The organism is Flavobacterium sp., from assembly GCF_050696275.1.
Classification (GTDB): Bacteria; Bacteroidota; Bacteroidia; order Flavobacteriales; family Flavobacteriaceae; genus Flavobacterium.
Genome location: NZ_JBOGUT010000001.1, coordinates 69,792 through 82,763, shown reverse-complemented (window position 1 = coordinate 82,763; position 12,972 = coordinate 69,792). Strand labels below are relative to the sequence as shown.

Genomic DNA, 12,972 nt, shown 5'->3' with positions numbered 1-12,972 from the left:
GTCTGTAAAACGTTTCTTTTGTTACCAAAAAACAATTCGACTACTATAATCATGGCATTTTCATGCCGAATTCATTATTGTTTATGTTTGACGGCTGCCTCCACAAATTTCACAAAAATAGGATGCGGATTTGCTACTGTACTTTTGTATTCCGGATGGTATTGAACACCTATAAAGAATGGATGATTTTCCAATTCCACTACTTCTACCAAACCTGTGTCAGGGTTAATCCCAGTAGCTTTCAATCCTGCATTCTCCAATGCTTCCAAATATTCTCCATTAAATTCATAACGGTGGCGGTGACGTTCTAAAATATTAGATTTCCCGTACACTTTATGTGCCAGCGTGTTTTCTTTCAATTCACATTTCCAAGCACCTAAACGCATCGTTCCTCCTTTGTCAGTAATATTTTTCTGCTCTTCCATGATACTGATTACCGGATTTGAAGTACTTTCATTCATTTCAGTTGAATTAGCATCGGTATGGCCTAAAACATTTCTTGAATATTCGATAACAGCCATTTGCATTCCCAAACAAATTCCAAAGAAAGGAACATTATTTTCTCTTGCATAACGTACTGTTTCGATTTTTCCTTCTATTCCGCGCTCTCCAAATCCGGGAGCAACTAGTATGCCATCCAGATTTTTAAGCTGATTTTCTGCCGTTTTGGCATCTAAATATTCTGAATGAATGCTGATCACATTCACTTTTGTCTCATTTGCGGCACCTGCGTGAATGAATGCTTCCAAAATAGATTTGTATGAATCCTGTAATTCCACATATTTTCCAACAAGTCCGATGTTAACTTCGTGTTTTGGATTTTTAAGTTTGTGCAGAAACTCATTCCATTGTGATAAATCCGGTGCTGTTCTCTCCGGTAAGTCTAATTTTTTCAATGCTACCCTGTCTAATCCTTCTTCCAGCATTAAATTAGGAACATCATAAATAGTAGAAGCATCAATAGATTGAATTACCGCTTCTCTTTTCACATTACAGAACAATGCTAATTTCTGACGTAAATCTTCCGATAGTTCGTATTCTGTTCTACAAACCAAAATATCCGCTTTGATACCGCTTTCCATTAATGTCTTTACGGAATGCTGTGTTGGTTTTGTCTTCAATTCTCCAGCCGCAGCCAAATAAGGCACCAATGTTAAGTGAATTACAATACTGTTATTCTCACCTAATTCCCAAACCAACTGACGCACCGATTCGATATAAGGAAGAGATTCGATATCTCCGACTGTTCCTCCTATTTCTGTAATCACAATATCATAATCGCCGCTTTTGCCAAGCAGTTGCATGCGTTCTTTGATTTCGTTGGTGATGTGAGGAACAACCTGAACCGTTTTTCCTAAAAATTCACCACGACGTTCTTTTTCAATTACTGAAAGATATACTCTTCCGGTCGTTACATTGTTCGCCTGTGATGTTGGTACATTTAAAAATCTCTCATAGTGACCTAAATCCAAATCCGTTTCAGCTCCATCATCTGTTACATAGCATTCTCCATGTTCGTAAGGATTTAACGTTCCCGGATCTACGTTGATGTATGGGTCGAATTTCTGAATTGTCGTTCGGTAACCTCTTGCCTGCAATAATTTTGCTAAAGAAGCTGCAATAATTCCTTTTCCTAAAGAAGAAGTCACGCCGCCTGTAACAAAAATATACTTCGTTTGATTCATTGTATTGTGTTTATTGTTGTGTTGTTGTTTAAAAACGCGCAAAAATACAATTATAATTCGATTATTAGATTGTTGAATTATCAGATTTTCAGAAAATAACGAATAATTAACGTATCACACCTAACTATCTCTTTTCCATTTATTTATAAATTAAAATCTTATCGAAGATACAAAACAAACTTTAGATTTTATATTCTTGTTTCGGATGGAAACAGGGGATTTCAAAAGTGAAATAGGCTATTACAGAAGGAAATATTCGATTACAGAAGCGAAATGAATTTTCACAGAAGTGAAATGAACAGTTACAGAAGGAAATATTTGATTACAGAAGCGAAATTTACTTTCACAGAAGGGAAATAGGTAATTACAGAAGCGAAATGTATTTTCACAGAAGTGAAATGAACAGTTACAGAAGGAAATATGTGATTACAGAAGCGAAATAGGAAATTACAGAAGGAAATATTCGGTTACAGAAGCGAAATACACTTTCACAGAAGTGCAATAGACAATCACAGAAGGAAATATTCGATTACAGAAGCGAAATACACTTTCACAGAAGTGAAGTAGATCGTTACAGCAGTAAAACGGAAAGGTTTTAGGGCGGTTAACTCTTCGAAAGAAATTTTTCTTGTAGAGAAATTATGCTCTTTGCTCTATTCTCTTTCTTCTATTTTCTTTTGTAATTAAATTTACGGTTTCGGAAAGTTTCTGCGGATATTTCTCACGAGTTCTTCAAGTCCGTTGAGTTTGAGCTCATACACCAATTGGAGTTGTTCTCCCAATTGTCCTTTTGGAAAACCTTTATTATGGTACCAAACCACATAATATTCCGGCAGATCAATAAGAAAATACCCTTCGTATTTTCCGAAGGGCATCTTAGTATGTGCAAGTTTAACTAGCAATTGCTGTTGATTATTCAATTGTAGTTTACTTTTTTAGCAATCCAGATAACTGACCAGATGATTAAAAATACAATTCCAATACAAAAGATTCTTTTTCCGTGTTTGCGGTCAGAAGTCGAGTAGCTGTATACTCTTTCTCCGTTTGGCAATGTTTTCTTTAAAGTTAACAGGTACCAGCCCGTCAGCACTCCTAAAAAACCGCCCAAAACAGCAAAAACATATCCGAAAAATATCCATTCTGTTTGTTTTTCTTCGGGTTTGGAAAGTTCAATCAGTCTTTTTCCTTCGAAATTCTTAATTTGTTCCGGAGTAATTTCGACACCTCTTTCCTTTAATATTTTCAAGGCCAAAGCAAAATTAAAATCTCCCCACTCATCCTTTTTAAAGACCACTTCTTCCAGCTCCACTTCTGAAAATCCAAATAAAAAATAATCTTCTTCTACCTCATCCAATTCTCTTTCGGAAATCTCCTCTGATAATTTTCTGGCTTTTTCAAAATCGGATTTTTTTACCTTTAAAAGATACTCAATGGCAAACTGACTGTTTCCTAAATTAGAATCCAGCGAATTCCCCGTATCTTCAATTAATGAATCGATATTGTTTTCCTTCAGAATCTCGCTTAAAGAAAGAAGATCTTCTTTCTTACCAGACCTTTGAAATGTTAAGAATTCCATATTTACTGTTTCCAATTAAAGGTAATTTCCTTATCAATATCCGGATTCAAGCTTAATAAAACCGGGCAATTCATCCCTGTTCTTTCCAGAATTATTTTTGTTTTATCCTCTGCAGCAACTGACATATTTAAAACCAATTGAAGTTTAGCTATTTTTCGGGGTTCGGCCTGCATAATTTTGGTAACTTCTACAGTAGAACCGGTTAAATCAACATTTAAATCTCGTGATTTAATAGCCATGATGGTCATCATACAGCTTCCCAAAGAATTTGCCAGCAGGTCAGTTGGCGAAAAAGCCTCTCCTTTCCCGTTGTTATCCGTGGGTGCATCAGAAAGGAGTTCCGTTCCTGATTGTATATGTATAGACGATGTTCTTAAATCGCCTAAGTAAGTCACTTTTGATGTCATTATTTTGCTTCTTTTATGGTTAAATCAGTATCATAATATAAAATGTATACTCCTTTATTGGTATAACCGCCATTGGTATCCGGTGCATAATAAAATTTATTTTCCACTTGTTCTGTTGCAGCATCGTTTAATGTTTCAATGAACGGTTTTTCCTGAACTAGGCGCATTAAAACATCAAATGTCACGTCGAAACCACGAGTGGCAAACTGATTTGGATAGACTTTATTTTTCTTTTTAAAACTGTTGTCTAAAATAGCGGCTTGTTCCGAATCGTTAACACGTGCCACCGAAGGGTAATGCATTTTTAACTTGGTCAAACGGTTCATTTGAATTTCCTCGTAGTCAAGCGCTTCATTTTCACCTAAAATTACCAATCTGACCTGATACTCATTCAAAACGTTTAACAAGGCACTGGTTGTGCTTAAAATAAGGTTGGTCCGTTCGGTTTCCATCACAACAAAATTAATTTTGTCCTTAACTAAAAGTGACTTCAGCTGTGCCACGTCTAAAACACTGCTTTCATTGAAATTGGCAAATAAAACATCTTTATGCTGTTCTGAAAGATATTGCTTAACCGACATTTTTTTAGGATCAACCACAGCGATGATGTTACCTCCTGCCGCATGCATAAAGTCGAACATAGCATTTTTAACTTCATCCGAAGAAGGCGTTGCCTGAATCAGATTAGGAAATTTCTTGTCATAATCCTTAGACAAAGGAGAAATAACCGGAACATTGGACAGGTTTAGCAACTCAGCTGTTTTTTCCACATTGTTTTGATAAAATGGTCCGATAATCGCATCCATTGTTCTCAAATTATTATTCTGAATTAAATTGTAAATATTTGAACTTGATTTGGTTTCTTCTGAATCTAAAATCGTCACATCGACATTGATTCCCATTTTATTAACCGAATCTATAGCCATTAAAGCACCGGCATAAAAATCAAGGGTCATGTTAAGGAATTTGTCTTTTTTCAATCTGGCTTTGGTCGAATTTAAAGTATCCTGATCCAATTTTGTTAAATTAAACGGAAGCAGCAAAGCCAGTTTCTTATTCCCTTGTTTTGTATAGGTTTTTGTTAAATCCTTATAGTCTTTCTTAGGGATTGAAGCAGTTATTTTGGCAGGGATTTTTAGTATCATTCCTTCCTGAACACCATTCTTTAATTCCGGATTTAGCGCAATCAATTCTTCTTGTGTGATTCCGAATTGACCGGACAGACTGTATAACGTTTCTTTTGGTTTTACCGTATAGCCGGTTTCTTCCGGTTTTTGACTGATTTCATGAGCAACTATTTGTGATGCAGTCGGTTTTCCGCTTATCAATAATTTTTGGCCTATAGGCAAATCAGTAACGATTCCCGGATTTTGCTTTTCCAGTTGTTCTACCGTAATACCATATTGTTTTGCGATACCGTATTTGGTTTCTTTTGGTAATACTTCGTGATACACCGGAGCTTTGGAACTATTTTGAACGATTGGTTTTACTGGTACAGGTTCCGTTTTTTTGACAGGAAGTTTTCCTTTAATAGTTAACATCATTCCTACTTTCAAACCGTCTTTTAAGAGGTCTGCATTATTCTTTTCAATATCCGACATAGGGACATTATATTGCTTGGATATACCGTACAAAGTTTCCTTCGGCGCTACCTCATGACCTACATACGCTGATGGTTTTGCTTCTGTTTTAGTTTCTTTTTTGGTTTCTTTTTTGGTTTCTTTTACCTCTTTCTTGTCTGCCGGTTTATTCGGGATTAGTAAAAGGGTATTTTCCTGAACTCCTTTTTGTGCATCCGGATTGAGCTTGTAAATATCCGGAAGACCTACATTGTATTTTTTTGAGATCTGTGCAATTGTCTCCCCCTTAGCTACTTTGTGTTTTATCAGATTTTGACCAAAGACAGCAGTAAAACTCAAAAAAACCAACCATACAAACATGTATTTCATTTTATTTCTTTTTAAGATTTAATCGCTGTAAAGTTATTGTTCCTTTTGGACTTGTACAATAAATAAATTCCCAAATAATTCTTTATTTAATTTCTGGTTATACTCAAAAATAGCTTCATCAGCAGTATTAAATATTTTAGTGTACACGTAATACGAAAGGTTATTCACATTATAAAAGAAACTCGTTTTTGTTTCTCCGCTGTCCGATAATTTTATGGCAAATGCATCACGGTCCTTTGCTTCCTGAAAAACGCCGGCAATCAGGTAATAACCATTTTGAAGATCATTCAGGTTTTTGATTACTTCTATTTTTGTCAGTTTGTTTTCGTCTACCGTTTTATTGCTTAGATTTTTTCTGATATCTGCTGCATTTACGGTTTCCTGAGTTGTCGAAGCTACGTCTTTATCGTTTTCAGCCGCATTTTTCTGATAACGCTGTAATTTTACCAAGGCTAATTTATCATCATATTCGCGAGCTTCGGAACTGTAAAAAGTTGCTTTTGAAATCTTACGCTTCAATTCATTGTTTTTCTCAGAACCAATCAAATCAATTTTTGTCAGCAATTGCGAATTTTTCTTTTCGCTCTCCAGCTGTCCTTCACTCAACTTCCCTATTTCTTCCAGCGAAGCCAAGTCTTTGTCTGACAGGCTTTCTCTTACTTTCTTCTTGTATTCGTGGTTTTCCTGTACGGTGATGCGCTGTACTTTAGACATGATACCGGTGTAAATCTTGCGGTTTTCTGCCAAATCCTTTTTCAATTGAAGAATCAGCTTGTTCGTTTCTCCAATATTCTGATACGATTCCTTCTCTAGTTTTCTGGACTCTTCCAATGTTTCAACTTCTTTATTTTTAAGTCCTTCCAAATCATTTTCCATTGTAACAGCAAGTGAATCGAGTTTACCTATTAAAATATCCTGAATTTTTTTATTGGCATCAAGTACTAATCTTAATTTTTCAACAGAACCAGTTTTGGTTTCATCAATGGCATTCAAATTGATATTCAATTTGTTTAACGTAATCATTTTCTTGTTCAGTTCTTTTTGAACCTTCAATCGGTCTTCCAGATCTTCAATTTTAGCAGTTTGCCCTTTTGCTTTTTCTGCCGCGGCCTGTTTTTCGGCTAATGCTATCATCAGCTCCTCGTTTTCATTCTTTGCTTTGATGATTGATTTATTGATAGCTAACTGATTGCCTTCAACCAATCCATTGATGATTTCCGGATTTTGCATTTCTAATTGTTCGATTGTTATTCCGTACTTTTTTGAAATGGAATATTTTGTTTCTTTCGGTAAAACGATATGGAAAACAGTTTCTGCATTGATTATTCTTGCAGCACCGCTAATTGTTTTTTTCTTGTTTGGAATGGCTATTTTCTGTCCTATTTTTAATCCTTCCTTTAGTATTTCAGCATTCAGCTCATCCAAATCCTTAACCGAAACATTGTATAATCTGGCGATGCTAAACAATGTTTCTTTGGGTTGCACTTCATGAAGATTCCCAGTCAGAACACCTTCCTGTTTTGCATTTGACGTCATTTGCACCGGGTAATTTTGTGGAATCTGAAGCGTCTGCCCTTCTTTCAATCCGTTTGCCAGAATTTCCGTATTGGCTTTTTCCAGTTCATCAATTGATATATTATGCTGTTTGGCAATACCGAACAGCGTTTCTTTAGCAGCTACTTGATGCTGCGTATATACTACAGAATTAACATCGTTCTTTTTTAATAAATAAGAAATGGATTGGTGATTCGGAATGATCAGCATCGTGTTTTCCTGCAGTCCTTTTTCTGCACCCGGATTCAATTGTAAAACCTCCTTTTCAGAAACATTGTATTTTTTGGAAATCAGCCCGATAGTCTCACCTTGAAGTACCGTATGCTTAAATGATTTTTCTTGCTGAGCAAACGCAACAGTAGACACGCCCAAAAGTAGGAGTAATAGTTTTTTCATGGGTCAGTTAGTAATTTTTGTTCAATTTATTTGTTTGTTTTTTGGCTGGCCCACTTCTTCTAAAAAAAATAAGCCGTTACAATATAAAGATTAGTAACGGCTTTTTTAACATTTTATTATACAATTTATTCCCACTCAATAGTTGCAGGCGGTTTCGAACTAATGTCATAAACGACTCTGTTTACCCCTTTCACTTTATTGATAATTTCATTCGATATTTTCATTAAGAAATCATACGGAAGGTGTACCCAGTCAGCAGTCATACCATCTGTGGATTCTACGGCACGAAGCGCTACTACTTTTTCGTATGTACGCTCATCACCCATAACACCTACACTGTTTACAGGAAGCAAAATTGCTCCGGCCTGCCATACTTTATCGTACAAACCATACTCTTTTAACCCGTTGATAAAAACCGCGTCCACATCTTGTAAAATCTGTACTTTCTCAGGAGTGATATCGCCTAAAATACGAATAGACAATCCAGGTCCCGGGAAAGGATGACGGCCTAACAATTCAGGATTGATTCCCAAAGAAGCTCCTACTCTGCGCACTTCGTCTTTAAACAGCATACGCAAAGGTTCTACAATTTGTAATTTCATATAATCCGGTAATCCTCCCACATTATGGTGTGATTTGATTGTTGCCGATGGGCCTTTAACCGAAACCGATTCAATAACATCAGGATAAATAGTTCCCTGTGCCAGGAATTTTACATCTTCTATTAAGTGTGATTCGTCATCAAAAACCTCGATGAATACTCTACCTATAATTTTACGTTTCGTTTCAGGATCAGAAACTCCGGCTAATTCAGACAAGAATCTGTCAGAAGCATCTACTCCTTTTACGTTCAATCCCATTCCTTTGTATTGTTCCAACACGCTTGCGAATTCGTTTTTACGAAGCAATCCGTTGTTTACGAAAATACAATACAGGTTTTTACCAATGGCTTTGTTTAGCAAAACCGCTGCTACTGTAGAATCGACTCCACCAGAAAGACCAAGGACAACTTTATCACCTTTTATTTTCTCCTGCATTTCGGCTACGATTTCTTCTACAAAAGCGTTCGGAGTAAAGTTTTGAGGAACCTCAGCAATTTTAACCAAAAAATTCTCCAGCATTTGCTTCCCATCAGTAGAATGATACACTTCCGGGTGAAATTGTATTGCGTACGTTGTTTCACCTTCAATACGGTAAGCGGCATTTTGCACATCTTGCGTACTGGCAATGCGGACACCACTTGTAGGCAATTCTTTGATAGAATCACTATGAGACATCCAAACTTGCGAATTGGTATTTACACCTTCAAAAAACGTTTCATTATCTTTAATGTAAGTCAGATTCGCACGACCATATTCTCGGGTATTGGAAGCAGCAACTTCGCCACCGGAAAAATGAGCCAGATACTGCGCTCCGTAACAAACTGCCAACAAAGGCAATTTACCGCGTATTTGAGTCAAATCTGGGTGCAAAGCATCTTCAGCACGAACTGAAAAAGGACTTCCGCCAAGAATAACTGCTTTATAACTGGATAAATCATCAGGGATTTTATCGAAAGGGAAGATTTCGCAGAAGATATTTAATTCGCGAACTCTGCGGGCAATCAATTGTGTGTATTGAGACCCGAAATCTAAAATAAGGACGTTGTGTTGCATGTGCAAAAATAGACATTTCTGTAAAAATTAAAAGCCTTAATGTTTGAAAGATTGAAGATTTTTTTCAGTCTCTTATGTATTTTTAAAATGTCTGCTTATTTTCCGAACCCAATCCAGTCATTGTTTTTATGTTTTTCTATACCGTTTTTTAAAAACAATAGTCAAACACAACCCTCACAAATTGCTGCCTATTACCGAAATAATGCTCAATGCTAAAGAAATTAATATCTATAACAGAATATATGGTTTTTATAAGACCAATGATAACTTTAGTATGTTTTTTTTATATTTTGGATATGGAACACTTTATATCGATAGTAAATAGCACCAAAAAAAGCCGGAAGCATACACTGTTAATTTAAGATTTTTTTAAATTAATAATTCAAACTAAAATCTGTATTTTCGCATCATGATGAATGAACCTGATATTGAAGCTATCAAAGTACTGCTGGCTTCCCCAAAGAAAATAACAATTATTCCACACCGAAATCCTGATGGTGACGCCATGGGATCAACATTGGCATTGTACCATTTTTTAGTACAGCAACAGCACGATGCCGTTGTTTTATCGCCTAATGAATTTCCTGATTTTCTGGCCTGGTTACCTTCTTCAGACAAGGTGGTGGTTTTTGAAAAAGACATCGAAAAAGGTACCCAAAGATTGCAGGAATCCGACCTTATATTTACTCTTGACTTCAATGCATTGCACCGTGTAGGCGACACAATGGAAGCCGTATTGAAAACCTTAGACAAAACTTTTATTATGATAGACCATCACCAGTTCCCTGATGGTTTTGCCAAATATACTTTTTCAGATACCAGCTATGGTTCTACCTGCGAAATGGTATACCATTTTATACAACAACTGGATTTGGGTAATTTAATCGATAAAACGGTTGCTACCTGTATTTACACCGGTATTGTAACTGATTCAGGTTCGTTCCGTTTTCCAGCAACAACCAGTACAACCCATCGCGTTGTTGCAGATTTGATAGACCGAGGCGTAGAAAACAGTGCCATTCATAACCAACTGTTTGATACGAGTTCTTACAACCGCCTTCAGTTGCTTGGCCGCGCCCTTCAAAACATGAAGCTGATGCCGGAATACAAAACATCTTATATTACACTTTCTCAGAAAGAACTGGACCATTTCAATTGTCAGAAAGGAGATACGGAAGGAATTGTTAATTACGGTCTTACTATTGATGGTATCGATTTAACTGCTATCTTTATCGAAAATAAAGACGAAGGAATTGTAAAAATATCATTCCGCTCTCAAGGCAGTTTTGACGTGAATCAATTCTCCAGAAGTTATTTTGGCGGTGGCGGACACATTAATGCAGCCGGAGGAAAATCGGTTAAATCATTACCGGAAACCATTGCAGAATTTGAAAGGATTGTCAAAGAAGTAAAAAAATAAGGAATTATGAAGGCACTAAAAATAGTGGGCTGTTTATTACTCGGAATGAATTTGGTTACCTGTTGTACTCCAAAGCAGGAAGCACGCAGACCAATTTCGCATGCTTCAGGTGAATTTATGAAACAATCTATCGAGCGAAATAAAAAACTCAACGAAAGCGAAGAAAGCATTATTGAAGCTATCATTAAAAAAGATACCGCCGTAGATTATATTTCTTCTACCAAAGGCTATTGGTATTTCTACCACAAAAAAAATGACGGGGCATTGGTCAAACCTGCAAAAGGAGATGTAGCCTTTTTTGATTATGAAATTAAAGACCTGAAAGGCAATATCATCTACAGCCAGAATGAATTAAAACCCCAACGTTATCTGGTCGACAAGCAAAACATTATGATTGGCTTAAGTGACGGTATTAAATTAATGAGAAAAGGAGAAAAAGTAACTTTTCTATTCCCTTCCCACATGGCTTTTGGGTATCATGGCGACAATAACAAGATAGGTACTAACAAACCTTTGATGTGTACGGTAACACTGAATGACATCAAACCCGAGAATGAAATTAAAATTGAGTAACCATAAATAATTAATTATTAACTAAAATGAATCGAATGATAAGTTTATTTTTTAGCTTTTTTGCCCTTTTCTTTTCTTGTAATTCTGAGCATGACAAATTACCTGATGGTTTGTATGCTGAAATGGAAACCAGCAAAGGAAAAATTTTATTACAATTAGAATACGAAAAAACACCTGTTACAGTAGCCAACTTTGTATCGCTTGCTGAAGGAAAAAACACTATGGTAAACCAGAAATTTTCAGGGAAACCATTTTATGACGGATTAAAATTCCACAGAGTTATTGCTGATTTTATGATTCAGGGCGGAGATCCTGACGGAAATGGATCTGGCGGACCAGGTTACAAATTCAAAGACGAATTCAGAGAAGACCTGAAAATGGATAAAAAAGGCGTACTTGCCATGGCTAATTCAGGCCCGGCAACTAACGGAAGTCAGTTTTTTATCACACACAAAGAAACCAATTATTTAAACGGCCGTCATACTGTTTTCGGACATGTAATTACTGGTCAGGAAGTAGTAGATAAAATCGCTCAAGACGATAAGATCATCAAAGTAACTATCATTAGAAGAGGTTCTAAAGCGAAGAAATTTGATGCTGCTAAAGTTTTCAAAGAGCATTTTGATATTGAAACTGCTGCCAAAAAAGTACAAGAGGCTAAAACAGCAAAAGTAAAAGCGGATAAAGTAGCTTATTTTGCTACAACTAAAAACGCAGGAACGAAAGCAGAATCCGGATTAGTGTACAATATCATACAAAAAGGCGGAGGTCAAAAACCAGCTGCCGGATCAACAGTTTATGTTCACTACGCCGGTTATTTTGAAAATGGAGATCTATTTGATTCAAGCTATGAAGAAGTAAATAAATTATACGGAAAATTTGACCCTACCAGAGCTGCTCAAAACGGTTACAAACCTTTCCCTTTTCAGGCTGGAAGAAAAGATGGTCTAATCCCTGGATTTTTGGAAGGATTGGAAAAAATGTCTTTGGGAGACAAATCCGTTTTATTTATCCCATCTAATTTAGGATATGGTGCGCAAGGTGCCGGTGGTGTTATTCCACCTAACGCTAATTTAGTTTTTGAATTGGAATTACTTGAGGCAATGCCAGCAGACAAGGCTCCTACAAAATAATTCAGACATATAAAAAAAAGCTCCCTTTTCGGGAGCTTTTTTTATGCCTTAAATTTCCAATCGAATTCGTCTTTGTCATTAAATACGGCACCCAATTCGAATCGGATTACCTGATCGTATTCTATCTGAAAAATCATCCAGTTGCTTTCGTTAAAATAATTATCAACAGTATCGAAGTTTTCTTTTTCCATTGATTTAATTCCTTTGCCTGCCAAAAGCTGTTCAATATCCGTTCCTGATTTCCCTATTATTTTCTCAGAAAACAATTCCAAATCCACATTGGAACTAATAACATAGCCAAAACGCAAATCCTCATCATCATAAAAAGTAAGACGCATTTTTTGAGCATTATAGAGATAAATGACATTATTATCATCGTCTTTGTATTGCTTATCCGGATTACCATAAAGCGCCACAACATCTTTTTGCTTCATACCGAAAACGAGCTGATCGATTCCTATTTTAGGGTTTATTTTCATTGCTGTAAATTTTAGGTAAAGATAGCACTTCCTTTTACAAGGAAAAACAATCTTAGCAGGTTGCATTATTTGGTTCAAAAAAAAAATAATGCTACATAATTTGTAGCATTGCTACATTTTATGTATCTTTGATCAAAATAATAAG

11 protein-coding genes are annotated in these 12,972 nt (G+C 36.1%); 3 read left to right on the top strand and 8 right to left on the bottom strand.

Annotated features, from left to right (window positions below; all coding sequences use genetic code 11):
- Window positions 1-74: 74 nt before the first annotated feature.
- The 7 genes from ACRDEC_RS00430 to guaA all read right to left on the bottom strand — a co-directional run bounded on the left by ACRDEC_RS00430 (window position 75) and on the right by guaA (window position 9,222).
- Window positions 75-1,685 carry a CTP synthase gene (locus ACRDEC_RS00430; protein ID WP_431496359.1) on the bottom strand — a complete coding sequence of 537 codons (1,611 nt, stop codon included), beginning with the start codon at window positions 1,683-1,685 and terminating at the stop codon, window positions 75-77.
- 689 nt (window positions 1,686-2,374) lie between these two features.
- The gene (locus ACRDEC_RS00425; RefSeq protein WP_431496358.1) at window positions 2,375-2,605 is read right to left on the bottom strand and encodes a DUF3820 family protein; all 231 of its coding nucleotides are present in this window, start codon (window positions 2,603-2,605) and stop codon (window positions 2,375-2,377) included.
- The gene (locus ACRDEC_RS00420) at window positions 2,602-3,261 is read right to left on the bottom strand and encodes a hypothetical protein (protein ID WP_431496357.1); all 660 of its coding nucleotides are present in this window, start codon (window positions 3,259-3,261) and stop codon (window positions 2,602-2,604) included. Before ACRDEC_RS00420 ends, ACRDEC_RS00425 begins: the two co-directional genes overlap by 4 nt.
- Window positions 3,262-3,263: 2 nt before the next feature.
- On the bottom strand, window positions 3,264-3,668 hold the full coding sequence (locus tag ACRDEC_RS00415; protein ID WP_431496356.1) for an OsmC family protein: 405 nt from the start codon (window positions 3,666-3,668) through the stop codon (window positions 3,264-3,266).
- Window positions 3,668-5,617 (bottom strand): LysM peptidoglycan-binding domain-containing protein, encoded by a 1,950-nt coding sequence (locus ACRDEC_RS00410; protein WP_431496355.1) that lies wholly within the window; start codon window positions 5,615-5,617, stop codon window positions 3,668-3,670. The genes ACRDEC_RS00415 and ACRDEC_RS00410 overlap by 1 nt, the downstream gene beginning before the upstream one ends.
- A gap of 33 nt (window positions 5,618-5,650) precedes the next feature.
- Window positions 5,651-7,567: a LysM peptidoglycan-binding domain-containing protein gene (locus ACRDEC_RS00405; protein ID WP_431496354.1), complete on the bottom strand. Its 1,917-nt coding sequence runs from the start codon at window positions 7,565-7,567 to the stop codon at window positions 5,651-5,653.
- 125 nt (window positions 7,568-7,692) lie between these two features.
- Window positions 7,693-9,222 carry a glutamine-hydrolyzing GMP synthase gene (gene guaA, locus ACRDEC_RS00400; RefSeq protein ID WP_431496353.1) on the bottom strand — a complete coding sequence of 510 codons (1,530 nt, stop codon included), beginning with the start codon at window positions 9,220-9,222 and terminating at the stop codon, window positions 7,693-7,695.
- A gap of 409 nt (window positions 9,223-9,631) precedes the next feature.
- Here guaA and ACRDEC_RS00395 point away from each other — a divergent pair, with 409 nt between their 5' ends.
- From ACRDEC_RS00395 to ACRDEC_RS00385, 3 genes are read left to right on the top strand one after another with little or no spacing between them, the layout of a single operon-like run.
- The gene (locus ACRDEC_RS00395) at window positions 9,632-10,642 is read left to right on the top strand and encodes a DHH family phosphoesterase (RefSeq protein ID WP_431496352.1); all 1,011 of its coding nucleotides are present in this window, start codon (window positions 9,632-9,634) and stop codon (window positions 10,640-10,642) included.
- A 6-nt stretch (window positions 10,643-10,648) separates the two neighbouring features.
- Complete coding sequence (gldI, locus tag ACRDEC_RS00390) at window positions 10,649-11,215, top strand: gliding motility-associated peptidyl-prolyl isomerase GldI (RefSeq protein WP_431496351.1); 567 nt, start codon at window positions 10,649-10,651, stop codon at window positions 11,213-11,215.
- A 26-nt stretch (window positions 11,216-11,241) separates the two neighbouring features.
- Window positions 11,242-12,348: a peptidylprolyl isomerase gene (locus ACRDEC_RS00385; protein ID WP_431496350.1), complete on the top strand. Its 1,107-nt coding sequence runs from the start codon at window positions 11,242-11,244 to the stop codon at window positions 12,346-12,348.
- Window positions 12,349-12,389: 41 nt separating this feature from the next.
- Here the strand turns inward: ACRDEC_RS00385 and ACRDEC_RS00380 are convergent, their stop codons facing one another.
- Window positions 12,390-12,827 (bottom strand): hypothetical protein, encoded by a 438-nt coding sequence (locus tag ACRDEC_RS00380; protein WP_431496349.1) that lies wholly within the window; start codon window positions 12,825-12,827, stop codon window positions 12,390-12,392.
- Window positions 12,828-12,972 lie beyond the last annotated feature (145 nt).

Coding starts and splice junctions, on each gene's coding strand:
- ACRDEC_RS00395 (WP_431496352.1), top strand. CDS start 9,632: ATGATGAATGAACCTGATATTGAAGCTATCAAAGTACTGCTGGCTTCC.
- gldI (WP_431496351.1), top strand. CDS start 10,649: ATGAAGGCACTAAAAATAGTGGGCTGTTTATTACTCGGAATGAATTTG.
- ACRDEC_RS00405 (WP_431496354.1), bottom strand. CDS start 7,567: ATGAAAAAACTATTACTCCTACTTTTGGGCGTGTCTACTGTTGCGTTT.
- ACRDEC_RS00380 (WP_431496349.1), bottom strand. CDS start 12,827: ATGAAAATAAACCCTAAAATAGGAATCGATCAGCTCGTTTTCGGTATG.
- ACRDEC_RS00430 (WP_431496359.1), bottom strand. CDS start 1,685: ATGAATCAAACGAAGTATATTTTTGTTACAGGCGGCGTGACTTCTTCT.
- ACRDEC_RS00410 (WP_431496355.1), bottom strand. CDS start 5,617: ATGAAATACATGTTTGTATGGTTGGTTTTTTTGAGTTTTACTGCTGTC.
- ACRDEC_RS00420 (WP_431496357.1), bottom strand. CDS start 3,261: ATGGAATTCTTAACATTTCAAAGGTCTGGTAAGAAAGAAGATCTTCTT.
- guaA (WP_431496353.1), bottom strand. CDS start 9,222: ATGCAACACAACGTCCTTATTTTAGATTTCGGGTCTCAATACACACAA.
- ACRDEC_RS00415 (WP_431496356.1), bottom strand. CDS start 3,668: ATGACATCAAAAGTGACTTACTTAGGCGATTTAAGAACATCGTCTATA.
- ACRDEC_RS00385 (WP_431496350.1), top strand. CDS start 11,242: ATGAATCGAATGATAAGTTTATTTTTTAGCTTTTTTGCCCTTTTCTTT.